Source organism: Pseudarthrobacter niigatensis, from assembly GCF_030812615.1.
In the GTDB taxonomy this organism is placed as follows: domain Bacteria; phylum Actinomycetota; class Actinomycetes; order Actinomycetales; family Micrococcaceae; genus Arthrobacter; species Arthrobacter niigatensis.
On record NZ_JAUSTB010000014.1, the window covers coordinates 73,385 to 98,239 of the forward strand.

The following is a 24,855-nucleotide window of genomic DNA, read 5'->3' on the forward strand; positions in this document are numbered from 1 at the left end:
ATTGTTCCATTGGCGCGCCGACATCCTTCCCGGGGTGTCGGCCGCATTCACCGACACGGGAGCGGGCAACCTTGCCCTGCACGTGGGGGATGATCCCGCCGCGGTCCGGGAGCGCCGGTCGCGACTGGAAGAGTCCATTGCCGCGGCGCCCGGCTCGTTGCGTTTCATGAACCAGGTCCACGGCAATACCGTGGCCATCATGGACGCCGGGTCACCTGCGCCCGAAGCCGACGCCATGGTGTCCCGCGGCTTGCCCCTGGCTGTCATGGTGGCGGACTGCATTCCGGTGCTGCTGGCGGGGGAGTCCGGGAACGGACCCGTCCTTGCCGCCGTGCATGCCGGCCGCCCCGGGATCGCCAACGGCGTCCTGCCGGCCGCCGTGGACAGCATGAAGTCCCTGGGCGCCGCCCGTATCCGGGCCTGGCTGGGTCCGTCGATCTGTGGGTCCTGTTACGAAGTCCCCGACGCCCTGCGCGCTGAGGTGTCAGCCCTGGTTCCGGCAACCCGGAGCACCACCGCCTGGGGCACGCCGGCGCTGGACCTGCCCGCTGGTGCCCGGGCGCAGCTGGAGGCTGCGGGGGTTCAGGTGGAATATGCGGGCGGCTGCACCCTGGAAACGGACTCGCTGTACTCGTACCGCCGGGACCGGAACACGGGCCGCTTCGCCGGATTGGTCTGGTGCCATGGTTGAGCGGCCGGACGACAGGCCGGAACACGATCCCCGCCGCGCAGAACTCGCCGACAGGCTCGCTGTGGTGCGGAAGCGGATCGCCGCAGCGGCCGGCGAAGCGGGCCGCAGTGGCAACCTCCCCTCGCTGATCGTGGTCACCAAGTTCCACCCCGCAGCTGACATCCGGCGCCTGGCCGCCCTCGGTGTCACGGATGTGGGCGAGAACCGGGACCAGGAAGCTGCCGCCAAGGCGCTGGAGCTCGCCGACCTAAAGCTGGCGTGGCACTTTGTGGGCCAGCTGCAGACAAAGAAGGCCAGGTCCGTGGCGCGCTACGCGGCCGCCGTCCATTCGGTGGACCGGCCGCAGCTGGTGGACGCCCTGGCGAAGGCCGTGCGGAACGAGATGGATTCCAGTGGGCGTGCCCAGCTGGAGTGCTTCATCCAGGTCAGCCTTGAGGACGACGACGGCGGCACGCACCGCGGCGGGGCAGCACCCGCCGACGTGCCACTCCTGGCAGAGCGGATTGCCGGTGCCGATGGCCTCAAGCTGGCAGGCGTCATGGCAGTGGCTCCGCTGGGCGCCCCGCCCGGGCCGGCGTTCGAAAAACTGGCCGCCGTTTCCGCCCTGCTGGTGGCGGCGCACCCCGGTGCCGGTGCCATCTCAGCCGGTATGAGCCAGGACCTGGAGGCTGCCATCAAGTTCGGGGCGACACACCTGCGAATCGGTTCCGATATTCTCGGTTCCCGTCCTGCCGTGGGGTAGCGTCGGTCCTATTGGAAGTGATGGGCGGGGGACTCCAGTGCTGTCAAATCATTGGGCGGCCCGCTTACGGGACACGATTAGGAGTCGACCATGGCCGGCGCTCTGCGCAAGACAATGATCTATCTTGGGCTCGCCGACGGCGATGAGCATTACGAGCCCGAGCAACAGACCACACGTAAGGATGAGGACGAACCGATGGAAGTCGACCGCGAAGAACGCCGTGCCCCGGCGCCGGTCCGCGAAGTCAGCCGCGAGGCGTCCTACGCCCCTGAAGAGGAATACCGCGCCCCTGTGACCCCCATAAAGCGTGCGGCCTCGAGCCGTGAAGAGAACACCGGCCTGCGCCAGATCACCACCATCCACCCGCGCTCCTACAACGATGCCAAGCTCATCGGCGAGAGCTTCCGGGATGGTATTCCGGTGATCATGAACGTCACGGACATGGGTGAGGCCGACGCCAAGCGCCTGGTGGACTTCTCGGCAGGACTCGTCTTCGGCCTGCGCGGAAGCATCGAACGGGTCACCAACAAGGTGTTCCTGCTCTCACCGTCCTACGTCGAAGTGATTGGTGACGACAAGAAGGCCAGCGACACGCAGGCCAGCTTCTTCAACCAAAGCTAAGCACCACAGGCTGTTCATAGATGCCAGGCAGGGACACCTGTCTGGCATCTGTGCTGAAATAGACAAGACAACAGCAGTACGACAGCGGCCGCCGCCAGGGCCGGGCCGCATGAATATGGAGATATGAAATAAGTCATGGGAATTGTTTTCGGACTTCTCTATCTCGCCCTGCTGCTGTTCTTCGTGGCCCTCATCATCCGCCTGGTGTTCGACTGGGTACAGATGTTCGCAAGGGAATGGCGGCCCCGGGGCGCTGCGCTGGTGGCAGCGCACGCCGTCTACTCCATCACGGACCCTCCACTGAAGGGCCTGCGGCGGCTGATCCCGCCGCTCCGGCTTGGCGGAGTCTCCCTGGACCTGGGCTTCCTGATCCTGTTCATCGGCGTCAGTATCGCCATGAACGTCACCAGGGGACTGGCCTGATTTTTCCGCCAGGCCCAGCAATGCAGCCTGTTCCCTCCCGGAACGGCTACTGTAAAGCGAAGAAACCTCCCGTTTGACACCGCAGTGTTGAATTAGAGTAAGCAGACCAAATTTAGGTACCTTAGTTTTGACGGCCGGAAGGCCTACTGACTAACCAGACCAGTGAGGTGACCAGATGGCTTTGACGCCAGAAGACGTTGTCAACAAGCGCTTTCAGCCCACCAAGTTCCGTGAGGGCTATGACCAGGACGAAGTTGACGACTTCCTGGACGAAATCGTCGTCGAACTCCGCCGCCTGAACCAGGAAAACGACGAGCTCCGCAAGAAGCTCTCCGAAGCAGGTTCCAGCGTTCCGGCAAGCTCTGCCGCCGCTCCCGTGGTGGAGAAGGTCCCTGCGCCGGCCAAGTCCGACAAGGACGAAGCCCGCGAGAAGGCAGAGGCAGAGGCCAAGGCAGCCGAAGCCAGCAAGAAGAAGGACGTCCAGCCGGCTGCCCCGGCTGCAGCTGCACCGGCCGCGCCCGCCGCTGTTGCCACGCCTTCTGCTGAATCCGCCGCCGGCCTGCTGGCCATGGCACAGCAGATGCATGACCGCCACGTCGCCGACGGCCAGGCCCAGAAGGACAAGATCATCGCCGAAGCGCAGATCGAAGCCAGCAGCCTCGTCAACGACGCGCAGGAAAAGTCCCGCAAGATCCTCGGTGCCCTGGAACAGCAGCGCTCCGTCCTGGAACGCAAGGTGGAGCAGCTCCGCGGCTTCGAACGCGATTACCGTTCACGCCTCAAGGCCTACATCGAAGGCCAGCTCCGCGACCTGGATGCCCGCGGCTCCGTCGCGACCCCGGAAGTCAGCGAAGCCAACTAAGGCTGGCAGCACGTATTCTGAAAGCCGGTGGCTGAGGATTCCTCGGCCACCGGCTTTTGGCATTCACACCCAAGTTCCACGAATTGAAAGCACCATGACTGACGAACTTGCCGCCGATGCGGCACGCCCTGTCCCACCTTCGCCGCGCCCCCGCCGGGCGGTGCTGCTGTCCCTCTTCGCGGGGTTCGCGGTCTTCGCCTACGTCCTGGACCAGCTGACCAAACTCTGGGTCACTTCCACCATGGTGGAAGGGGAGCGGATCCCGGTCCTGCCCCCACTGCTGCACTGGTACTTCATCCGGAACTCCGGGGCTGCCTTCTCCATCGGCGAGAACGTCACCTGGGTGTTTTCGATCATCATGGCCGGTGTCGCCATCGCCATCCTGTTCCAGGTCCGCCGGCTGGGCTCCGCCTGGTGGTCCCTGGCCCTGGGCCTGCTGCTGGGCGGGGCGCTGGGGAACCTTACCGACCGGCTCTTCCGTGAACCGTCCTTCGGCATGGGACACGTGGTGGACTTCATCCAGCTCCCCAATTTCGCGATCTTTAACATTGCCGACTCCGCCGTCGTGTCCGCCGTCGCCATCATCTGCATCCTGACCATCCGCGGGATCGCCCTGGACGGAACGCGGCTGGGGAGCGCACACAAGGACACGGCCGGCCATGACTGACCACGTGGTTATCCCCGAAGAGTACGGCGGGGCACGCGCTGATGCCGGCCTGGCAGGGATCCTGGGCGTCTCGCGGTCCGTCGCCGCCTCCCTGCTTGCCGACGGCCACGTGCTCAACCGGGGCAAGGCCCTGGGCAAGTCGGCAAAACTCGTCACCGGGGACACCCTGGAGGTCACCGTCCCGGAACGGCGGGACCCGCTTGAAGTCGTGGAGGAAGCCGTGGAAGGCCTGAATATCCTGCTCGATGACGACGATTTCGTCGTCGTCGACAAACCCGTGGGCGTGGCAGCCCATCCCTCACCGGGCTGGGTGGGGCCGACTGTGGTGGGCGGCCTTGCCGCCGCCGGGTACCGCATCTCCACCTCGGGTGCCCCGGAGCGGGCCGGAATCGTCCACCGGCTCGACGTCGGCACCTCCGGGGTGATGGTGGTGGCCAAATCCGAGCGCGCCTACACAGCCCTCAAGCGCGCCTTCAAGGAGCGCACCGTGGACAAGGTTTACCACGCCGTGGTGCAGGGCCTGCCTGATCCCTTGACCGGAACCATCGACGCCCCGATCGGCCGCCACCCCGGGCACGACTGGCGTTTCGCCGTCATCGAGGACGGGCGCCCCTCCGTGACCCATTACGAAGTCCTGGAGGCGTTCGGCAAGGCCAGCCTGGTGGAGGTCCACCTCGAAACGGGCCGCACGCACCAGATCCGTGTCCATTTCTCCGCGCTCCGGCACCCCTGCGCCGGTGACCTGACCTACGGCGCCGATCCCCGCCTGGCCGCCACCCTGGGATTGACCCGGCAGTGGCTGCACGCCCGTCAACTCGCCTTCGACCACCCTGTGACGGGGGAGCGGGTTACGGTCAGCAGCGAGTACCCGCAGGACCTGGCCTACGCATTGGAAGTGCTGGAGTCCGGCCAGGCCTGACACGGCCGGCCTGGCCGGACCGCCCGGGGGCAGCGCTTAGAATAGTGCGGTGAGTTCCAGCAATGATTCGTTTGTCCACCTGCACACCCACACCGAATATTCCATGCTGGATGGAGCTGCCCGCCTGGGGGAGCTGTTCGATGAAACCGAGCGCCTGGGAATGCCGGCCCTCGCCACCACCGACCACGGCTACCTGTTCGGCGCGTTCGATTTCTGGCGCAAGGCCACGGACAAGGGCATCAAGCCGATCATCGGCGTCGAAGCGTATGTAACGCCCGGGACTGCCCGGACGGACAAGGAACGCGTGCGCTGGGGCGATGAGTCCCAGCGCAAGGACGACGTCTCCGGCGGCGGTTCCTACACGCACATGACGCTCCTGAGCTACAACAACGTGGGCATGCGGAACCTCTTCCGGGCCTCGTCCATCGCCTCCCTCGACTCGGTCTTCGGCAAGTGGCCCAGGCTGGACCGGGAGCTGCTCAACACGTATTCAGAGGGGCTCATCGCCACCACGGGCTGCCCTTCCGGCGAGGTTCAGACCCGGCTCCGTCTCGGCCAGTACCGCGAAGCACTGGAGGCCGCGGCCGAGTTCCGCGACATCTTCGGCGCTGAGAACTACTTCTGCGAACTGATGGACCACGGGCTGGACATCGAACGGCGGGTCACCGGCGACCTGCTGCGGCTCGCCAAGGACCTGAACCTGCCCCTGGTGGCCACCAACGACCTGCACTACACCCACGAGCACGACGCCAAGGCGCACGAGGCCCTGCTGGCCATCCAGTCCGGCTCCACTTTGCTGGAACCCACCTATGACAACGGCGGCTCGAGGTTCGCGTTCTCCGGCAGCGGCTACTACCTCAAGTCCCCGCAGGAAATGCGCGAGCTCTTCCGCGACCACCCCGACGCCTGCGACAACACCCTGCTGATCGCCGAACGCTGCGAGGTGTCCTTCAACACGGATGCCAACTTCATGCCCCGGTTCCCCTGCCCGCCCGGCGAGGACGAAACCTCCTGGCTGGTCAAGGAAGTGGACAAGGGCCTGCAGTACCGCTACCCGGGAGGTATCCCGGACGAGGTCCGCAAGCAGGCTGATTACGAGCTCGGCGTTATCACGTCCATGGGGTTCCCCGGCTACTTCCTGGTGGTCGCCGACTTCATCAACTGGGCCAAGAACAACGGCATCCGCGTTGGCCCCGGCCGTGGCTCGGGTGCAGGCTCCATGGTGGCCTACGCCATGCGCATCACCGACCTCGACCCCCTGCGCCACGGCCTGATCTTCGAACGCTTCCTCAACCCGGACCGCGTCTCCATGCCCGACTTCGACGTCGACTTCGATGACCGGCGACGCTCGGAAGTCATCGACTACGTCACCCGCAAATACGGTGACGAACGCGTGGCGATGATCGTCACCTACGGCACCATCAAGACCAAGCAGGCCCTCAAGGACTCCTCTCGCGTCCTGGGCTACCCGTTCAGCATGGGCGAGACGCTGACCAAGGCGCTGCCTCCGGCAGTCATGGCCAAGGACATCCCCCTCGCGGACATCCAGAACCCGGACGCCAAGCGCTACAGCGAGGCCGGCGACTTCCGGCAGCTGATCGCCACCGACCCCGAGGCTGCCAAGGTCTTCGAGACGGCCCTCGGCATCGAGGGCCTGAAGCGGCAGTGGGGCGTGCACGCCGCCGGCGTGATCATGTCCTCGGACCCCATCATCGATGTCATCCCCATCATGCGCCGCTTCCAGGACGGCCAGGTGATCACCCAGTTCGATTACCCCACGTCCGAGGGCCTGGGCCTGATCAAGATGGACTTCCTGGGCCTGCGGAACCTGACGATCATTTCCGACGCCCTCGAGAACATCAAGATGAACCGCGGCATCGACCTGGACCTGGAAAACCTGGAGCTCGACGACGCACCGTCCTACGAGCTCCTGGCCCGCGGCGACACCCTGGGGGTGTTCCAACTCGACGGCGGACCCATGCGGTCCCTGCTCAAGCTCATGAAGCCTGACAACTTCGAAGACATCTCCGCCGTGCTGGCGCTCTACCGGCCGGGCCCCATGGGCGCCAACGCGCACACCGACTATGCGCTGCGCAAGAACGGGATCCAGGAAGTCATTCCCATCCACCCGGAGCTGGAGGAACCGCTCAAGGAGATCCTGGGCGGAACGTACGGCCTGATCGTGTACCAGGAGCAGGTGATGGCCGTAGCCCAGAAGCTGGCCGGCTACTCGCTGGGCCAGGCAGATATCCTCCGGCGCGCCATGGGCAAGAAGAAGAAGTCGGAGCTGGACAAGCAGTTTGCCGGCTTCTCGCAGGGCATGCAGGACAACGGCTACTCCATGGAAGCGGTCAAGACCCTCTGGGACATCCTCCTGCCCTTCTCCGACTACGCCTTCAACAAGGCACACTCGGCAGCGTATGGAGTCATCTCCTACTGGACCGCGTATTTGAAGGCGCACTACGCACCCGAGTACATGGCAGCGCTGCTGACGTCGGTCGGTGACGACAAGGACAAGTCCGCCATCTACCTGAACGAGTGCCGCCGCATGGGCATCACGGTGCTTCCCCCGGATGTCAACGAGTCCGCCCTGAACTTCACCCCTGTGGGCAATGACATCCGCTTCGGCATGGGCGCCATCCGCAACGTCGGTGCCAATGCCGTCGAGGCCATGGTCACGGCACGCGAGAGCGAAGGCGCCTACACGTCCTTCAAGGACTACCTGATGAAGGTGCCGGCGGTGGTCTGCAACAAGAGGACCATCGAATCCCTGATCAAGTCCGGGGCGTTCGACTCCCTGGGCCACCACCGGCGCGCGCTTGCAATGATCCACGAAGAGGCCATCGACTCCGTCATCACCTTGAAACGGAACGAGGCGATCGGCCAGTTCGACCTCTTTGCCGGCTTCGAGGAGGCCGAGTCGGAGGCGTCCCTCAGCATCGAGATTCCGGACCTGCCTGAGTGGGAGAAGAAGGACAAGCTCTCCTTCGAACGCGACATGCTGGGCCTGTACGTCTCCGACCACCCGCTGCAGGGGCTCGAAGGCCTCCTGGCCCAGCACGCCGAGATGAGCATCACCACGATCCTGGGCGAGGACGGCCCGCAGGACGGGGCCATCATCACCATCGCGGGCATGATCACCTCCCTGAGCCGCCGCATCGCGAAAGCCAGCGGCAACGCCTACGCCCGTGCGGAAATTGAGGACTTGGGCGGTTCGATTGAAGTCATGTTCTTCGGCCAGGTCTACGGACCCATCGCCTCCGTGCTTGCCGAGGACCTGATCGTGGTGGTCAAAGGCAGGCTCCAGAAGCGCGACGACGGCGCCATCACCCTGAACTGCATGGAGCTTTCCGTTCCGGACCTCAGCGAAGGGCTGCACGGGCCCCTGGTGATCACCATGCCCACGCACAAGGCCACTGAGGCCGTGGTCACGGAGCTTGGGGACGTGCTGCGCACCCATCGGGGCAACTCGGAGGTCCGGCTGCACCTGCAAGGTGACACCCGGACCGAGATCATGGGCCTCCCCGTCCACCTTCGGGTGAACCCCAGCCCGTCGCTGTTCGGTGACCTCAAGGTCCTGCTGGGCCCGGCCTGCCTGGACGCCTGACAAACAGGCGGCCGACGCCGGGAATCACCTCCCGTCGTCGGCCGCCCCTTTGTGCCGTTCCACCGAAGCTGTCAGATCTCGTAGTCCAGCGGCACCGGCTGCCCATAGGCGCCCCCGTGGTACAGCAGCGGCGATCCTTCGCCGCCCACCTGGCCGTCCACCACCTGGACCACCACGACGGCGTTGTTCTCGAAGGAAAGGCGCATCTGGATCTCGCCGATCAGCCACCCGGCGACATCCTTGAGGATGGGCACCCCGTGCGGACCAATTTCCCAGTGGTTGCCTTCAAAGCGGTTCCCGGGGCGGGCGAAGCGGGCAGCAAGTTCCTGGTTGTCCAGGCCCAGCATGTGCACTCCCAAGTACTGCGTGTTGGCCACGGCGGGCCAGGACCTGGAACTGCGCGCCATGTTGAAGGTGAAGCGCGGCGGCTTTGCCGACAGGGAAGCCACCGACGTGGCGGTAAAGCCATAGGGCTCGTCCTGGTAATTCACGGTGATGATGGCGACGCCCGCGGCATGGCGGCGGAACATCTCCCTGAACGTCTGCTCGAACGGCTCGCTGTTGTCGGTCACCGGAACTCCTGGACTAGGTGGCGTAACTCTTTCCCCAAGCGTATTGGCCCGCGGTCATGGCCGGAAAACAGGCGGCGGGAGGACCGGCTCGAATGACCTTGCAGGAACCTTTGTTAAGGTGTGTTGCATGACGAACTTCGCCCGCCCCGCCAGGCGGCGGCTGCCCTGGTCCCTGCTGCTGGTCCCGGCGGCGGCTGGCATTCCGGCGGGACTCCTATGGTGGATCCTGGCGCCGGGCGGGTTGAACCTGATTACCCGGGACCCCGCCCTGGCAGCCGGAACGGCGCCCCTGGTGTGGCTTCCCCGCGACCTCACCCTCGCAGGCATCCTGGTTGTGGCCGGCTGCCTGCTGGCCGTGTTCCTGGCCGACGGCAAGCGTTCCGACACGCAGGTGGCCCTGCTGGCCGGGCTGGCCGGGGCGCTGGCGGGCAGCGCCGTGGCCTGGGGGACAGGGGTCCTGGCCGGACGGCTGTGGGGCCCTGCCGTGGACACCGGAGCGAATGCCAGCATCGCCTTCTCCCTGCGGGCATGGCCGGTCCTCCTGCTCTGGCCCGCCGCGACCGCCGTGTCGGTCTTCATCCTTGAACTGGTTACAGCGGCCGGCAGGCAGCCCGACGAAGCCGGGATGGAAACGGCGGGGGCGAACAGCCCCGTAAAATAGAGCGGTGACCACATCCCCGGATTTCCCCGCCCCCGTGACAGCCGCCGTCGACTTCCGCACCATTGACCTTCGGGGCCGCAACCTGACCCTGCCGGCTCTTCGGGCCGCGGTGCCGCGTGCCAAGGGCCAGACCGTGGCGGACGCCGAGGAGAAGGTCCTGCAGATCATTTCCGCCGTCCGGCAGGGCGGCTTCGCGGCGCTGGCAGAACTTGCTGAACGGTTCGACGGCGTGGAGCAGCAGCACCCGCTGGTTCCCGGGGAGGCAATCGCCGCAGCACTGGACCAGCTTGACCCGGCCGTGCGGGCCGCACTCGAGGAATCCATCAGCCGCGCGCGGAAGTTCGCGGACGGGCAGCGTCCCCGCAATGTCGACATCGAGCTCGGCGACGGCGCCGTGGTGAGCCAGACCTGGGTGCCTGTGGCCCGCGTGGGACTGTACGTTCCCGGCGGCCTCGCCGTGTACCCGTCGTCGGTGATCATGAACGTCGTGCCCGCCCTGGCGGCCGGCGTGGAATCCATTGCCTTGGCCTCGCCCCCGCAAAAGGAATTCGGCGGCCTGCCGCACCCCACCATCCTGGCGGCGGCAGCGCTGCTGGGCATCACCGAGGTTTACGCCATTGGCGGAGCCCAGGCCATCGCCGCGTTCGCCTATGGCATCGAAGCCGCTGAGGCTGGTCCGGCACTGGAACCGGTGGATGTGGTGACAGGTCCCGGCAATATTTTCGTCGCCACGGCCAAGCGCCTGGTCAAGGGCGTGGTGGGCATCGACTCCGAGGCGGGAACCACGGAGATTGCGATCCTCGCCGACGATTCCGCCCAGCCCGCCCTGGTGGCCGCCGATCTTCTCAGCCAGGCCGAGCACGATCCCAAGGCCGCGTCAGTGCTCATCACCGACTCCGAAGACCTGGCCGCCGCCGTGCGTGCTGAACTGGCGCTGCAGGCCGCCGCTACCAAGCACTCGGCCAGGGTGCAGGAGGCGCTGTCCGGCCCGCAGTCGGGCGTGGTGCTGGTTGACGGCCTGGAACAAGGGATCGCTGCCTGTGACGCCTATGCCGCGGAACACCTGGAAATCATGACCCGGAACGCCCCCGCCGTGGCCGCCCGCATCCGCAATGCCGGCGCCATCTTCGTGGGAGATTACAGTCCGGTCAGCCTTGGCGACTACTGCGCCGGCTCCAACCATGTGCTGCCCACCAGCGGGACGGCCGCTTTTTCCTCCGGCCTGAACGTGACCACCTTCCTGCGGGCCATCCAGGTCATCAACTACAGCCGGGACGCCCTGGCTGAGGTCAGCGGGCACATCGTAAGCCTGTCCCGGGCCGAGGACCTTCCGGCCCACGGGGACGCCGTCACGGCACGGTTCCCGGGCGACCAGTGACCACTACATGTAGTAATTACAGGATTGTTATTACCCCACATCTGCCCGTAAACTGGGTCATGCCACGGCACCGCCCCCCGGCGGTGCTGCTGGCTTCCACACCGTTGCACACCACGAGCGAAAAGGGGGAACGCCATGTACTGCCCGTTCTGCCGAAACCCTGATTCCCGCGTGGTGGACAGCCGGATGACGGACGACGGCTCGGCCATCCGCAGGCGCCGTCAGTGCCCCGAATGCGGCCGCCGCTTCACCACGGTGGAAACCACCAGCCTGTCCGTCATCAAGCGCTCCGGCGTCGGTGAACCGTTCAGCCGCAGCAAGGTGATCAACGGTGTGCGCAAGGCCTGCCAGGGCCGGCCCGTGAGCGAGGACGACCTCGCCATGCTGGCCCAGGAAGTCGAAGAGCAGATCCGTGCATCCGGGGCCGCTGAAATCGAAGCCCATGAAGTGGGACTGGTCATCCTTGGACCGCTGCAGAAACTCGATGAGGTGGCCTACCTCCGCTTTGCCAGCGTGTACCAGGCCTTTGATTCCCTCGAGGACTTCGAGACTGCCATTGCACTGCTCCGCCACGAGGCCGGCGAAGGCGCCAAGGGCGCAGCCGGTGCCGCAAAGAGCTCCGAGAAGAGCCCCCTCTAAAACTCCGGTGGCGGCAGCGGAGGGGAAGCCGCAGCCGCCACCGGCACCACTCCTACTTTGCCAGCTTGTGCTGGAGTGCGATCTCCAGGGCTGCGCCCACAATGCCTGCCTCGTTCCGCAGGACAGCCGGGACAATCGGGGTGCGGAGCTTGAGGTTGGGAAGGTACTCGTCGGCGCGCTTGGAAATGCCGCCGCCCACGATGAACAGTTCCGGTGAGAACAGGAACTCCACATGCGAGAAGTAGCGCTGCAGGAGCACGCTGTACTCGTCCCATGACAGGCCGTCCCGTTCGCGGGCAACGGCGGACGCCTTCGATTCGGCGTCGTGGCCGTCAATTTCAAGGTGACCCAGCTCTGCGTTGGGCACGAGCTTTCCATCGAAGATGAAGGCTGAACCGATGCCGGTACCGAGCGTGATCACCAGGACCGTGCCGGAGACTCCGGCGCCGGCACCGTACCGCGCCTCCGCCAGCCCTGCGGCGTCGGCGTCGTTGATGACTTCCACCGGACGGCCAAGCCGGGCGGTGAGGAGGGCGTCGATGTCCGTGTCCAGCCAGCTCTTGTCCACGTTGGCGGCGGAGTGGACCACGCCGTGCTGGATGATTCCCGGGAAGGTCACGCCCACGGGGGAACCGGCCTCCGGAGCTTCCGGGCGGGCCGAGAGTTCGGCCACCACCAGGGCTACGGCCTCGGCGACTGCTTCAGGCGTGGCGGGCTGCGGGGTCGGCACCCGGAAGCGTTCGCCCAGGAGCTTGCCCTTCTTCAGGTCGACAATGCCGCCCTTGATGCCCGTACCACCGATGTCGATACCGATCAGCGGTGCGTTCTTGTGCGACTTCTCGTCCTTCTTGGCCAATGGGATTCCGTTCTTGACAGGGGCGGGCAGGATAGTGGGCTGCTGGGGTGCGGCCCGTGGCAGGCGGCCGGGTGGCACCTGCAACATGCCCGGTAGCGGGCATGGGCGGGGCTACGGCAGGGTGAGGATTTCGGCGCCGGTCTCGGTGACCAGCAGGGTGTGCTCGAACTGGGCGGTGCGCTTGCGGTCCCGGGTGACCACGGTCCAGTCGTCGCTCCACATGTCCCAATCCACCGTGCCCAGGGTGAGCATCGGCTCGATGGTGAACACCATGCCCGGCTCGATCACGGTGTTGTAGGCGGGGGCGGCGTCGTAGTGGGGGATGATCAGTCCAGTGTGGAAGGCTTCCCCGACGCCGTGGCCGGTGAAGTCGCGGACCACGCCGTAGCCAAAACGTTTGGCGTAGGACTGGATGGTCCTGCCAATCACGTTGATTTCACGCCCGGGCGCCACGGCTTTGATGGCGCGGTTCAGTGACTCCTGGGTTCGCTCCACCAACAGCCGCGATTCTTCGTCCACGTCCCCCACCAGGAACGTGTAGTTGGTGTCTCCGTGGACACCGTTGAGGTATGCGGTGATGTCTATGTTCAGGATGTCGCCGTCCTGGACCACTGTGCTGTCCGGAATGCCGTGGCAGATGACCTCGTTCAGGGAGGAGCACAGGGACTTGGGGAATCCACGGTACCCGAGCGTGGAGGGGTACGCGTGGTGGTCCAGCAGGAATTCGTGGCCCACCCTGTCCAGCTCATCGGTGGTGACACCGGGCTGGATGTGCTTGCCGACCTCCACGATGGCCTGGGCCGCGATCCGCCCGGCGACGCGGATCTTCTCGATCGTTTCGGCGGACTTGACCTCCGAACCCGTGAATTTGGCCGGGGCAGGCTTGCCGACGTACTCCGGACGGGGGATGGACGCCGGGACGGAACGCTGCGGGCCTACGGTACCCGGGGTGAGGGTTCCGGTGGGTGCAGTAGAGGCAAGGGAAGGCATAGATTGATCATATAAGGCACCGCAGAACGCCTAACAACCGACAAGCGGCGGAGGGCACACGTAAGTGTTTGTGTTACGTGGATCACCCCGCGGCTTTCCTGTCGCCGGAACGAGGAGCAACGATGACTGAGTACTGGTTCAACGTCAACACCCACGAAGTGGAAGAAGACCGGCTCTCCGACTGGAGCCAGCTCATTGGGCCCTACAAGACCCGGGAAGAAGCCGAACACGCCATCGAGAAGGTCAAGGCGCGCAACGAGGCCTGGGAAAAGGGCGACGACGACTGACCGGCCGCTTCCTGCCTAGAAGGAGTGCTCCGGGCCGGGGAACGTACCGGAGCGGACATCGTCCCCGTAGGCGGTGGCGGCGTCGTGCAGGGTGCTGCGCAGGTCCGCGTACTGCTTGACGAATTTGGCCATCCGGCCGCCGCGAAGCCCCGCCATGTCCTGCCACACAAGGACCTGGCCCGTGGTGGCCTTCCCCGCACCGATACCCACGGTGGGGACGGTCAGCGCCGCGTCGACCGCCGCGGCCGTCTCCGCGGGAACCATTTCCATCAGCACGCAGAACGCTCCGGCCTCTTCAAGTGCGCGTGCGTCCTCGATCAGCCGTTGGGCGTCATCGCCGCGGCCCTGGACGCGGTAGCCGCCGAGGACGTGCTCGCTCTGCGGCGTGAAGCCGATATGGGCCATCACCGGGATGCCGGCCTGCACCATGGCGCGGACCGTGGGGGCGTAGTATTTTCCGCCCTCGATCTTCACCGCGTGGGCCAGCCCTTCCTTCAGGAACCTGACGCCGGCGGCGACAGCCTGTTCCGCGCTGACCTCGTAGCTGCCGAACGGCAGGTCTGCCACCACCAGGGCGCGCTTTGCGGACCTCGCCACCGCCCGGCAGAGGGGGAGCAGCTCGTCTACGGTCACCGGCAGGCTGGTTTCATTGCCAAAGACGTTGTTGGACGCCGAGTCACCGACCAGGAGCACTTCAATGCCCGCAGCGTCAAAGATCCCGGCTGTGTACTGTTCGTACGCCGTAAGCATGGCGAACCTGGTGCCGTCCCGCTTGGCCTGCTGAAGGTGGTGGATACGGACCTTGGCGGGCTTCCGTTCGGCAGGAACCGGCACGCCGGGGCCGTTGCCGTACGGGGCGGGTACTTCTGCGGACGCGCTGGAGCCGGAGCTGTTGGAAGCCATGGGATGAGCGTAGTGCGGTACCGGCCGTCCTAGCTACCGCGGGCATCCCCGCCAAAAGGTGATAAGCGCCATAGCTGCGTCCCTGATCAGGCCCGCATACCGCCGCCGGCGCCGGTACGGAGGCCCGATTGGGCAACCGCCAGGTTAATGGTGTGTTACGCACGGCGCAGGCTCAAGCATCGGCGCCGAATGATTAGTACAGTGATGGTGAACTGCTGCCGGCTTTCCCCTTTGCGCGGACCCGGAGCATGGACGTTGACCGGAGAAGAGGCCATCATGGACCGCCAGCAAGAGTTTGTCCTGCGCACAATTGAAGAGCGCGACGTACGTTTCGTGCGCCTGTGGTTCACCGACGTCGTGGGTTCGCTGAAGTCCGTGGCGCTGGCACCGGCGGAAGTGGAAGGTGCGTTCGAGGAAGGCCTCGGATTCGACGGCTCCTCCATTGAGGGACTGGCCCGTGTTTTCGAGTCCGACATGCTGGCCCAGCCGGACCCCGCCACCTTCCAGATCCTGCCATGGCGCGGCGAGACCGAGCAGACCTCCAGGATGTTCTGCGACATCCTTACCCCTGACGGCGAGCCCTCCGCGGCCGATCCGCGCAACGTGCTCAAGCGCACCCTGGCCAAGGCTGCGGACATGGGCTTCACCTGCTACACGCACCCCGAAATCGAGTTCTACCTGCTCAAGTCGCACGAACCGGGTCCGAACGGCGCTCCGGTACCCGTTGATGAGGGCGGCTACTTCGACCACGTGCCGGGCGGCGTGGCCCAGGACTTCCGCCGCACCGCGGTGACCATGCTGGAATCCGTGGGCATCTCGGTTGAATTCAGCCACCACGAGGCCGGCCCGGGCCAGAACGAGATCGACCTTCGCTACGCGGACGCCCTGCAGACGGCCGACAACATCATGACGTTCCGCACCGTCATCAAGGAAGTGGCGCTGCAGCAGGGCACGTATGCCACCTTCATGCCCAAGCCGTTCACCGACCACCCCGGGTCCGGCATGCACACGCACTTCTCGCTCTTCGAAGGCGACAGCAACGCGTTCTTCGAGGCAGGAGCGGAGTTCCAGCTGTCCAAGACGGCCCGCCAGTTCATCGCCGGCATCCTCAAGCACGCCCCGGAGTTCACCGCGGTCACCAACCAGTTCGTCAACTCCTACAAGCGCCTGTGGGGCGGCGGCGAGGCCCCCAGCTACCTCAGCTGGGGCCACAACAACCGCTCCGCCCTGGTCCGCGTGCCGCTGTACAAGCCCGGCAAGGGCCAGTCCGCCCGGATCGAGTACCGGGGCATCGACTCCGCCGCCAACCCGTACCTCGCCTACGCTGTCCTGCTCGGCGCGGGCCTGAAGGGCATCGAGGAAGGCTATGACCTCCCCGCCGCAGCCGAGGACGACGTCTGGTCGCTGAGCTCGGCCGAACGCCGCGCCATGGGCCATGATCCGCTCCCGGCCAGCCTGCACGACGCCATCCGCTCCATGGAGGACTCCGAGCTGATGCCGCAGATCCTTGGCGAACAGGTCTACGAGCACTTCCTGCGCAACAAGCGGGCCGAGTGGCAGGACTACCGGCTGCAGGTGACGCCCTACGAGCTGCAGCGCAACCTCGGCATCCTCTAGGTGCCCGGCGTGAGCCTGGCACGCCGCCTCATTGCGGCCGGATTCAGCGACCTGGAAAAGGGCGAACGGTTCCTTGCCGCGCGCGAACTCGAAGGCCTGGACCAGGACAGGCTCTTCGCCGGACTGCAGCTTGCCGCCAGCCCCGATACCGCCCTGCAGTCCCTGGTCCGGCTGATTGAAAAGCACCCGCAACTCCGGAACCTGGCAGCTGCCGACCTGGAGGAAAGCGAGCCCATGTACCGGGTCCTGGGCGCCTCCGAGGCCCTGGGGGAGTTCCTCATCAGGCACCCGGAGCACCTGGACGCGTTCGAGGTCCGGGCCAGCCCCGAGCCGCTGCCAGCCGATCCCGGACGGCTGCGTGCCACCCTCCTGCAGTCCGTGGGCGCCGACCCACGTGCCGCCCGGCCCGTTGCTGCCGCCACGGGAACGGACGCCTACGCCGCCCTGCGCACCGCCTACCGGCGCGGGCTGGTGGACCTCGCCGTGAAAGACCTCTGCGCCGCGGACCCGCTGGACTTCCTGCCATCGGTGGGCGGCGAACTGGCGGACCTGGCCGCTGCCGCCATCGAGGCCGCGCTGGCGGTCTCCCGCGCCGAAGCCGCGGAGCAGCACAGCGCAGCCGACATCGCCGACGTCGGCCTCGCCGTCATTGGCATGGGCAAATGCGGAGCCCGGGAGCTGAACTACATCTCCGACGTCGACGTCATCTACGTGGTGGACGCCGGAAGCCTGGAGGACGCGCAGGCCAACACCATCGGCACGGCCCTGGCCAGCGGCATCTCGCGGGCCATATCGTCCGTGGCGCGGGAACCGGGTCTGTGGGAGGTTGACGCCAACCTGCGGCCGGAGGGCAAGTCGGGGCCGCTGGTGCGCACCCTCGCCTCGCACGAGACGTACTACGCCAGGTGGGCCGAGAGCTGGGAATTCCAGGCGCTGCTCAAGGCCCGTGCCATCGCCGGCGATGCCGCACTGGGCCGGGCCTACGAAGAAGCCGTGGCCCCGCTGATCTGGAGTTCGGCCGGGCGGGACGGCTTCGTGGAATCGGTGCAGGCGATGCGCCGCCGGGTCACCGAGAACATTCCGGCCGCCGAGGAGCAGCGCCAGATCAAGCTGGGCCGCGGCGGGCTGCGCGACGTCGAGTTCACCGTCCAGCTGCTCCAACTGGTGCACGGCAAGGCAGATGAGACATTACGACGGCGGGACACCACTTCGGCGATCGCCGCACTGTCAGCGGGCGGTTACATTGGCCGCTCCGACGCCGCCGCCTTTGACAACGCCTACCGGTACCTGCGCCTCCTGGAACACAGGATCCAGCTGTTCCAGCTCCGCCGCACCCACCTCATGCCGGTTGCGGAGCCGGCGCTGCGCTCCCTGGCCAAAGCGGTGCTGGGGCCGTTTTCCAACGAACGGCCCAGCCCGGACACCCTGCTGTCCGCGTGGCAGCGCACCAAGCGCTCGGTCCGCGAACTGCATGAGCGCATCTTCTACCGGCCGCTGCTCAACACGGCGGCCAAGCTCAGCAGCGAGGACGCCAGGCTCACCCCTGAGGCGGCGCAGGGACGGCTTGCGGCGCTGGGCTACCAGGACCCGCGGGGCGCGATGCGGCACATTGAGGCGCTGACGGCAGGGGTGAGCCGCAGGGCAGCCCTGCAACGCCAGCTCCTGCCGATCCTGCTCGATTGGCTCGCCGAGGGGGTGGACCCGGACGCCGGCCTGCTTGCCTTCCGCCGCGTCAGCGAGGCGCTGGGCACCACGCACTGGTACCTTGGGCTGCTCCGGGACTCCAACGCCGCTGCCGAACGGCTGTGCCACATGTTGTCCAATTCCCGGTTGATAGCCGACCTGCTGGAGGTTTCGCCGGAGTCCGTGGCGTGGCTGGGCCAGGACAAGGACCTGGTTCCGGTGGGCTTCGAAGCCCAGTGGCAGGAAATCACCGCCAAGATGTCGCGGCACGAGGACCCCGAGAGCGCCATGCGCCTGATCCGGCTGATCCGGCGCCGGGAAATCCTCCGCATCGCGATCGCCGATTCCGCCGGCCTCCTGGACCAGGACCACGTGGGCAGGGCCCTCGCCGACACCGACCGCGCCGCAGTCCTGGGCGCCTTGCGGGTGGCCGAAGGGATTGTCTCCGCCGGCGGACCGCTCAAGACCACCGTGCTGGTGGTGGCCATGGGCCGCCAGGGCGGCAGGGAGATCGGCTACGGGTCCGACGCGGATGTCATGTACGTCCACCGTGCCCTGCCGGGTTTCTCCGAAGCGGAGGCGCAGGAACAGGCCGCCCGCATCGTGGCGAAGGTGTCCAGCCTGCTCACCCAGCCACTGAAGCCGGCCATCATGGCGGAACGCGTCCTGCAGATGGACGCCGACCTTCGTCCCGAGGGCAAGAACGGGGCCATGGTGCGTTCCCTGGACTCCTTCGCCGAGTACTACCGCCGCTGGTCCCTCATCTGGGAGGCGCAGGCCCTTCTGCGGGCGAGGCCCATGGCCGGCGATGATGCCCTGGCCGCTGATTTCCTCAAGCTGATCGATCCCATCCGGTACCCGGAAGCCATAGCGGAACAGGACGTACGCGAGATCCGGCGCATCAAGGCCCGGGTGGAATCGGAGCGGCTGCCGCGCGGCGCCGACCCTGCCCGGCACCTCAAACTGGGCCGCGGCGGCCTGAGCGACGTCGAGTGGCTGGTGCAGTTGCTGCAGCTCCAGCAGGCCGGGAAACACCCGGAACTCCGGACCACCTCCACGCTCGAGGCCCTTGGAGCCGCAGCGGATCTTGGCCTGCTGGACGCTGCAGACGCCGGCCTGCTTGCAGAGGCCTGGCGGCTGGCCAGCCGCATCCGGTCGGCCAACGTCATCTGGAGCGGCAAGGCCTCCGACCTCCTGCCGTCCTCGCGCCGCGACCTCGAGGCCGTGGCGCGCTGGTGCGGCTACGAGCCGGGCCATGCCGCTGCGCTGGAGGAGGACTACCTGCGGGTGAGCCGGCGGGCCCGGGCCGTCTTTGAGCGTGTCTTCTATGGGCACTGACTGGGTCTGGCTCATTCCGCTCCGTGACCTGGACGCCGACGCCCGGGCCATCCAGCTCGGCGCGATCGCGGACATGTCGCTGCTGCCCGGCCAGGAGCGGTTCGTGGGCGACCCCCTGCGCATGGTCCTGGCAGGGCTCGCGGAAGTGTCACGGCACCCCTACGTCGTAGAGTCCGGCGGAAACGCAGCCGGTGTCCTGACCCTCCAGGCGGGGGCGGCAGGCCTTGCAGGGTGGCCCGACGACAACTCAGCCTGGCTGCTGCGGGGCTTCCTCATCGACAGCCGGCACCAGGGGAAGGGGCTGGGCACCCTGGCGGCTACCGCCGCTGTGGAGGCCGCACGCAAGCTCACCGCCCGGCACCAAAGCTGCGAGTCCGGCGTCGTACTTTCTGTCAATGAGGAGAACCCTGCAGGTTTCTCCGCGTACAGCCGCGCCGGTTTCGTCGACACAGGGCGGTACCTCGGCGGTTCGGCGGGGCCACAGCGGACCATGTTCCGCAGCTTCGCAGGCGCCGCGCCGGCGTAACGCGCCGGACCGGCATTGCGCTTAGCAAGCGTTTGCCCGATCATGTGGGTGGCGGTGTTCTCCAACCTTGTTGGGGGGAAGGCTGGACAGTCTTCGTCTCGGGGGGCATTCGTCAGGGGGTCCGGCTCCCGGTCTCAGCACGTCTGGAGGCGGGCCCCCACCTTAACGGTCTCAGTCCGTGGCATCGCGGCCCGGACAACGCGAAAGGCGGCCACCGGTTGAACCGGTGGCCGCCTTTCGCTGCTTCAACGCTCCTGCGGGGCAGGCCGCAGACTAGACGCCGTAGTAGAGCTCGAACTCGTAGGGGTTCGGGCGCAGGGACAGCGGACGGATCTCGTTCTCGTACTTGTACTCGATCCAGGTGTCGATCAGGTCCTGGGTGAAGACGCCGCCGGCCTGCAGGAACTCGTTGTCCTCGCGGAGGGCCTCCAGGGCTTCCTCGAGGGTGCCCGGAGCCTTGGGGATGTCCTTGGCTTCCTCGGCGGGGAGCTCGTAGAGGTCCTTGTCGATGGGAGCCGGGGGCTCGATGCGGTTGCGGATGCCGTCAATGCCGGCCATCAGCTGGGCAGCGAAGGCCAGGTACGGGTTGGAGGAGGGGTCCGGTGCGCGGAATTCGATGCGCTTGGCCTTGGGGTTGGAACCCGTGATGGGGATACGGATACCGGCGGAGCGGTTGCCCTGCGAGTAGACCATGTTGACCGGGGCCTCGAAGCCCTTGACCAGGCGGCGGTAGGAGTTCACCGTCGGGTTGGTGAAGGCCAGGACGGCGGAGGAGTGCTTGAGCAGGCCACCGATGTACCAGCGCGCGGTGTCGGACAGGCCGGCGTAGCCCTTCTCGTCGTAGAACAGCGGCTCGCCACCATTCCACAGCGACTGGTGGCAGTGCATACCCGAGCCGTTGTCACCGAAGACCGGCTTCGGCATGAAGGTCACGGACTTGCCCCAGGCGTCAGCGGTGTTCTTGATGACGTACTTGAACTTCTGCAGGTCATCGGCAGCGTGGGTCAGCGTGGTGAACTTGTAGTTGATCTCGGCCTGGCCGGCGGATCCAACTTCGTGGTGGCTGCGCTCGACCTCGAGGCCGGCTTCGTCAAGGGCAACGCACATGGCGTCGCGCAGGTCAGCCTGCTTGTCGGTGGGGGAAACCGGGAAGTAGCCGCCCTTGACCGGGGTCTTGTAGCCCAGGTTGCCGCCCTCTTCCTCGCGGCCGGTGTTCCAGTGGGCTTCTTCGGAGTCGATCTTGTAGAAGCTGCCCTCGGGGGAGGACTGGTACTGGACGTTGTCGAACACGAAGAATTCGGCTTCGGGAGCGAAGAACGCGGTGTCGGCGATGCCGGTGGAGGCCAGGTAGGCCTCGGCCTTTTCGGCTACGCCGCGGGGGTCGCGGTGGTACGGGTCGCCGGTGCGCGGGTTGACGATCGAGAAGTTCAGCGCGAGGGTCTTCTCCATGCGGAAGGTGTCCAGGAACGCGGTGGTGACGTCCGGGATCAGCTGCATGTCAGATTCGGCGATGCCCTGGAATCCGCGGATGGAGGAACCGTCGAAGAGCTGTCCGTTGACGAAGAAATCAGCGTCGACACTCTTCGCCGGGACGTTGAAGTGCTGCTGGACACCCGGAAGGTCGGTGAAGCGGATATCGACGAACTTTACATCTTCGTCCTTGATGAACTTGAGGACTTCGTCCGCAGTCTTGAACATCTATGCTCCTAACGCATATGTAAATATGGCATGCACGCCACGTGATCCAGCGCAATCCAAAATCAGGGAGAACGCCTGTTGTCCCTGTCGCGTGTACCTGCCGGGGGGATTGCTTGAAACTTCTAACAGACTATGGATCCGGGATTTCCCGTCCGTGTCCGCATTGTTTCGGGCAGGTTACAGAATGCCCTGCTATGACCACGGTATCGTCCGTCCACACTGTGGTCGAGCCCGATCCACAGTATGGGCGCGCCGCCGGCGCGCGGATCGGTAAACTTGGACAGTGGTAGATCGCAAAGACATAGGCTCCTGGCTCACCGGACCGGACACTTCCGGCATCTCCAAATATCCGGGGGAGCGCCTGGGCCTGCCGGAGTCAGGTCCAGGGTCCATCGCCCGGGCAGGGCGGAGGATCGTTGCGATCATGATCGACTGGGGTATCGCCCTGCTCATCAGCAACTTTGCCTTTGGTGGCGATTCCTGGGCCACCCTGGCCGTCTTCGCCATCGAACAGACCCTGCTGGTGGGAACCCTCGGATACAGCATCGGCCACCGCATCATGGGCATAGCCGTGATCAAGCCGGGCGGCGGCACCCCCGGGCCGTTGGCCGGCCTGGTGAGGGCAGTGCTCCTCTGCCTGGTCATCCCCGCCGTCATTTTCGACCCGGACCAGCGCGGCCTGCACGACAAGGCCATGAATACGCTCCTCATCCGGCGCTGATCCCCAGCCGCCGGCAGGTATCGGCGTTCTAGCGGCGGGGCAGTTGCCTCCCGCGTTGCTGCCGCCGGAATGCCGGCGCGTTCGTGAGGACCACACCGCCAACCACAATGGCGCCACCCACAAACTGCGCGGCCGTATGCACGGACCCGGCGAGCATGGTCAGGACGGCGGTGAAGACCGTGATCAGGTTGAGGAACACCCCTGCTCCTCCCGCCGGCAGGACCGTCAGTGCGCGGTTCCACAGCACGTAGGACAGCACCGACGGAAAGAACGCGATGAAGAGCAAGGACGCCAATCCACTGTCTGTGGCGGGGAGGGCCAGGCCGCCCCTGGCGAGGTGGACGGGCGCCAGCAGGGCCACAGCCACGGCTGCCTGGACGGCCGTGGCCGTAATCGGCGGGACCTTCGGTGCCAGGCGGCCGACCACCGTGTAGGCCGTCCACACCACCACTGCACCCACCATCAAGACTTCCCCGGTGCCAAAACCGGCAGTGGCCAGCCGGCCCACGTCCCCTCCGCTGATGACGATGAGGACGCCCGCCAGCGCCGTCACGACGCCGGCCACAGCCAGGGGCGTGAGCCGTTCGCGCAGGAACACCGCCGCCGCCAGCGTGATCAGTGCCGGGTTGAAGGCGTTGATCAGTGAGGCGTTGAACGCATCGGTATGTTCCAGGGCGAAGTACAGGAGGAGGTTGTAGCCGAGCAGCCCGCACACGCTGAGCGCCAGCAGCCACGGCCACGCAGCCAGAACCGCCCGCCACGACGGCCGCTCCACCAGCTGGGCGATCAGCAGCAGCGGCACCAGCGCAATGGCCCACCGCAGGAAGACCAGGCTGAGGGGGTCGATGCTGTGGACGGCGTCCGCACCCACCACATAATTGCCGGCCCAGAACAGCGTTGCTCCCAGCAGGGAGAGAACGGCCACCGTACGCTTGCGCCGCGGGTGACCGGCGGCCCGCACCTCCGCCGCGTCGGACGGCTGTGCCGTCAGTCCCTGCTCAACGGATTCCACAGCGGTGTCCCCTTCTTCGTTAGGCGCGGCTTGATTCGAGGGCCGTGGCGGCGTCCGCTGCTTCGACTGCGGTGAGGTACCTGCGGCGCCCGGCCCAGCGTTCGAACAACAGGGTGGCGAACGGAAAAATTGCCGAGAACCCGGCCAGCGCTGCCACCCGGAACGGCCAGCGCTGCACGCGCCACAGCATGAGCGCGGCAACCCCGTAGCCGATGAAGAGGGCGCCGTGGATGGGGCCCGCCACCTGGACGCCGAGTTCCGTGGTGCCGGCAATCCATTTGAAGTACATGCCGGCAAGGAGTGCTGCCCAGCTGCAGGCCTCGGCCACGGCGAGGATGCGGAAGGCGCGGATCATCGTTGTCCTGAGGGGCATGGTCATGTCCTGTCGTGGTGTGATCAGCGGAGGCGCAGAAAGCGGAAGCCCTGCGCGCGGCGGGGAGGGCGCAAAAAAACGCCCCGGCCACCGGCAGGGCCGGTACCGGGGCGTTCTACCAGCTAGCGTCCGCGGTTGGGACGGGCTTTGTACGGGTCAATGCCTTTGGGAATGGGAAGCCTGGTACCCATGGACGCGATGCGCTTGGAGACCGTGCTCACTTCGAGCTTGGTCAGTTCGTTCTTCATCTTGCCCATCTGCTTGGCCACCTGGCTCAGCGGTACCTGGCCTTCGCCGCGGCCGGTCTGGATGGTGTGGACCGGAACGTTGGGGAGGATGCGGGCAAGGCGCTTGCGCTCGGCATCGAGCAGGGGCTTCACCCGGTGGGTGGGGCCTTCGCTGACAAGGACGACGCCGGGACGGCCTACGGCGCGGAACACGGCATCCTGCGTGCGCGGGTTAACGGCAACGGGCTGGTCTTCGGTGATCCAGCCGCGGCGCAGCGTCCCCAGGGCAGCGCCCGAAGCGCCGGGCTGGTTTTCGATCTGCGCGAACGCAGCACGCTCGGCCCGGCGGGACAGGATGAACGTAGCGGCCAGCAGGCCGAGCGGGATCCCGATGATCAAGCCCGTGATCCAGTTGTCCAGCCAGAAACCCACCAGGAAGCTCACGGCCACGACGCCGAGGAACACCAAAAGCATCAGCCACGGAACCATGGGATCGTGGCGGCGGGTCATGGTGAAGACCTCGCCGATCTGCTTGAGCCTGCTGGGCTTCTTGGCCTTCGCTTCCTTGGGCTTGCGCGTGAACAGGCCGCGCTTCACCGCGCTGGAGCCCGCCGGGGTGGAGTTGCTGGAGTCAGGGGATTTCGCCATAGTGCCTCAATTCTACGTGACTTAAACCAAAGGGCCGGACGCTGGATTCTTCCAGAGCCCGGCCCTATGCCACTTCATAAAGGGGAGGTCACGAGTGTGCGGCGAGGAGGGTGGCGGCTTCCTGGCGGGTGGTGCCGGAGTCCTGGATGCCTTCTGCGATGTGGGCGAGTTCGGCGGGGATGTCGCGGCCTTTT

The 24,855-nt window shown here is 66.4% G+C and carries 24 protein-coding genes and 1 pseudogene; 16 read left to right on the forward strand and 9 right to left on the reverse strand.

Annotation, left to right across the window (positions count from 1 at the left end; translation table 11 throughout):
• The first annotated feature begins 1 nt into the window (after position 1).
• From J2T23_RS17265 to dnaE, 8 genes are all read left to right on the forward strand, one after another.
• Complete coding sequence (locus tag J2T23_RS17265; RefSeq protein WP_307361986.1) at positions 2 to 691, forward strand: purine nucleoside phosphorylase YfiH/LACC1 family protein; 690 nt, start codon at positions 2 to 4, stop codon at positions 689 to 691.
• Positions 684 to 1,433, forward strand: coding sequence for a YggS family pyridoxal phosphate-dependent enzyme (locus J2T23_RS17270; protein WP_307361989.1), 750 nt, complete (start codon positions 684 to 686; stop codon positions 1,431 to 1,433). Before J2T23_RS17265 ends, J2T23_RS17270 begins: the two co-directional genes overlap by 8 nt.
• A 90-nt stretch (positions 1,434 to 1,523) precedes the next feature.
• Complete coding sequence (locus J2T23_RS17275; RefSeq protein WP_141160844.1) at positions 1,524 to 2,054, forward strand: cell division protein SepF; 531 nt, start codon at positions 1,524 to 1,526, stop codon at positions 2,052 to 2,054.
• 135 nt (positions 2,055 to 2,189) lie between these two features.
• Positions 2,190 to 2,477 carry a YggT family protein gene (locus tag J2T23_RS17280; protein ID WP_141160843.1) on the forward strand — a complete coding sequence of 96 codons (288 nt, stop codon included), beginning with the start codon at positions 2,190 to 2,192 and terminating at the stop codon, positions 2,475 to 2,477.
• 175 nt (positions 2,478 to 2,652) lie between these two features.
• A complete protein-coding gene (locus J2T23_RS17285) occupies positions 2,653 to 3,339 on the forward strand; it encodes a DivIVA domain-containing protein (protein WP_307361991.1) in 687 nt (228 codons plus the stop codon).
• A gap of 94 nt (positions 3,340 to 3,433) precedes the next feature.
• A complete protein-coding gene (gene lspA / locus J2T23_RS17290; protein WP_141160841.1) occupies positions 3,434 to 4,006 on the forward strand; it encodes a signal peptidase II in 573 nt (190 codons plus the stop codon).
• Positions 3,999 to 4,925 carry an RluA family pseudouridine synthase gene (locus tag J2T23_RS17295; protein ID WP_141160840.1) on the forward strand — a complete coding sequence of 309 codons (927 nt, stop codon included), beginning with the start codon at positions 3,999 to 4,001 and terminating at the stop codon, positions 4,923 to 4,925. The genes lspA and J2T23_RS17295 overlap by 8 nt, the downstream gene beginning before the upstream one ends.
• 49 nt (positions 4,926 to 4,974) lie before the next feature.
• Complete coding sequence (gene dnaE / locus J2T23_RS17300; protein WP_141181245.1) at positions 4,975 to 8,532, forward strand: DNA polymerase III subunit alpha; 3,558 nt, start codon at positions 4,975 to 4,977, stop codon at positions 8,530 to 8,532.
• Between the two features lie 71 nt (positions 8,533 to 8,603).
• Here dnaE and J2T23_RS17305 read toward each other — a convergent pair whose 3' ends face one another.
• Complete coding sequence (locus J2T23_RS17305; RefSeq protein WP_141160838.1) at positions 8,604 to 9,104, reverse strand: flavin reductase family protein; 501 nt, start codon at positions 9,102 to 9,104, stop codon at positions 8,604 to 8,606.
• 127 nt (positions 9,105 to 9,231) lie between these two features.
• On the opposite strand from J2T23_RS17305, the gene J2T23_RS17310 reads away from it, so the two are divergent.
• The 3 genes from J2T23_RS17310 (at position 9,232) to nrdR (ending at position 11,782) form a co-directional block, all read left to right on the forward strand.
• Entirely contained in the window at positions 9,232 to 9,765 is a 534-nt protein-coding gene (locus J2T23_RS17310) for a hypothetical protein (protein ID WP_307361998.1), read from the forward strand.
• 4 nt (positions 9,766 to 9,769) lie between these two features.
• A complete protein-coding gene (gene hisD / locus J2T23_RS17315; RefSeq protein WP_307362000.1) occupies positions 9,770 to 11,143 on the forward strand; it encodes a histidinol dehydrogenase in 1,374 nt (457 codons plus the stop codon).
• Between the two features lie 135 nt (positions 11,144 to 11,278).
• Positions 11,279 to 11,782 carry a transcriptional regulator NrdR gene (gene nrdR, locus J2T23_RS17320; RefSeq protein WP_141160835.1) on the forward strand — a complete coding sequence of 168 codons (504 nt, stop codon included), beginning with the start codon at positions 11,279 to 11,281 and terminating at the stop codon, positions 11,780 to 11,782.
• A gap of 52 nt (positions 11,783 to 11,834) precedes the next feature.
• On the opposite strand, the gene ppgK is transcribed toward nrdR, so the two are convergent.
• Entirely contained in the window at positions 11,835 to 12,638 is an 804-nt protein-coding gene (ppgK, locus tag J2T23_RS17325; protein ID WP_141160834.1) for a polyphosphate--glucose phosphotransferase, read from the reverse strand.
• A gap of 111 nt (positions 12,639 to 12,749) precedes the next feature.
• On the reverse strand, positions 12,750 to 13,628 hold the full coding sequence (gene map / locus J2T23_RS17330) for a type I methionyl aminopeptidase (protein WP_307362003.1): 879 nt from the start codon (positions 13,626 to 13,628) through the stop codon (positions 12,750 to 12,752).
• 122 nt (positions 13,629 to 13,750) lie between these two features.
• Here map and J2T23_RS17335 point away from each other — a divergent pair, with 122 nt between their 5' ends.
• Positions 13,751 to 13,915 (forward strand): SPOR domain-containing protein, encoded by a 165-nt coding sequence (locus J2T23_RS17335; protein ID WP_018763572.1) that lies wholly within the window; start codon positions 13,751 to 13,753, stop codon positions 13,913 to 13,915.
• A gap of 15 nt (positions 13,916 to 13,930) precedes the next feature.
• On the opposite strand, the gene panB is transcribed toward J2T23_RS17335, so the two are convergent.
• The gene (panB, locus tag J2T23_RS17340) at positions 13,931 to 14,818 is read right to left on the reverse strand and encodes a 3-methyl-2-oxobutanoate hydroxymethyltransferase (protein ID WP_141160831.1); all 888 of its coding nucleotides are present in this window, start codon (positions 14,816 to 14,818) and stop codon (positions 13,931 to 13,933) included.
• 276 nt (positions 14,819 to 15,094) lie between these two features.
• On the opposite strand from panB, the gene glnA (J2T23_RS17345) reads away from it, so the two are divergent.
• Genes glnA (J2T23_RS17345) through J2T23_RS17355 form a run of 3 tightly spaced genes read left to right on the forward strand, consistent with a single transcriptional unit; the run spans position 15,095 to position 19,982 of the window.
• Positions 15,095 to 16,435, forward strand: coding sequence for a type I glutamate--ammonia ligase (gene glnA / locus J2T23_RS17345; protein WP_141160830.1), 1,341 nt, complete (start codon positions 15,095 to 15,097; stop codon positions 16,433 to 16,435).
• Positions 16,436 to 16,444: 9 nt separating this feature from the next.
• Entirely contained in the window at positions 16,445 to 19,456 is a 3,012-nt protein-coding gene (locus J2T23_RS17350) for a bifunctional [glutamine synthetase] adenylyltransferase/[glutamine synthetase]-adenylyl-L-tyrosine phosphorylase (protein ID WP_141160829.1), read from the forward strand.
• Positions 19,446 to 19,982: a GNAT family N-acetyltransferase gene (locus J2T23_RS17355; protein WP_307362007.1), complete on the forward strand. Its 537-nt coding sequence runs from the start codon at positions 19,446 to 19,448 to the stop codon at positions 19,980 to 19,982. Before J2T23_RS17350 ends, J2T23_RS17355 begins: the two co-directional genes overlap by 11 nt.
• Before the next feature lie 273 nt (positions 19,983 to 20,255).
• Here J2T23_RS17355 and glnA (J2T23_RS17360) read toward each other — a convergent pair whose 3' ends face one another.
• Positions 20,256 to 21,680, reverse strand: a complete 1,425-nt coding sequence (gene glnA, locus J2T23_RS17360) for a type I glutamate--ammonia ligase (protein WP_141160827.1) — start codon at positions 21,678 to 21,680, stop codon at positions 20,256 to 20,258.
• Positions 21,681 to 21,963: 283 nt separating this feature from the next.
• Here glnA (J2T23_RS17360) and J2T23_RS17365 point away from each other — a divergent pair, with 283 nt between their 5' ends.
• Positions 21,964 to 22,401, forward strand: coding sequence for an RDD family protein (locus J2T23_RS17365; protein WP_141160826.1), 438 nt, complete (start codon positions 21,964 to 21,966; stop codon positions 22,399 to 22,401).
• A gap of 28 nt (positions 22,402 to 22,429) precedes the next feature.
• On the opposite strand, the gene J2T23_RS17370 is transcribed toward J2T23_RS17365, so the two are convergent.
• The 4 genes and pseudogenes from J2T23_RS17370 to J2T23_RS17385 form a co-directional block, all read right to left on the reverse strand.
• Complete coding sequence (locus J2T23_RS17370) at positions 22,430 to 23,413, reverse strand: DMT family transporter (RefSeq protein WP_307362011.1); 984 nt, start codon at positions 23,411 to 23,413, stop codon at positions 22,430 to 22,432.
• A gap of 19 nt (positions 23,414 to 23,432) precedes the next feature.
• Entirely contained in the window at positions 23,433 to 23,786 is a 354-nt protein-coding gene (locus tag J2T23_RS17375) for a DUF3817 domain-containing protein (protein ID WP_141160825.1), read from the reverse strand.
• A gap of 122 nt (positions 23,787 to 23,908) precedes the next feature.
• The gene (locus tag J2T23_RS17380; RefSeq protein ID WP_141181254.1) at positions 23,909 to 24,661 is read right to left on the reverse strand and encodes a DUF4191 domain-containing protein; all 753 of its coding nucleotides are present in this window, start codon (positions 24,659 to 24,661) and stop codon (positions 23,909 to 23,911) included.
• Positions 24,662 to 24,749: 88 nt separating this feature from the next.
• Positions 24,750 to 24,855 (reverse strand): annotated as a pseudogene (locus J2T23_RS17385) (lipoyl synthase); the annotation flags it as partial.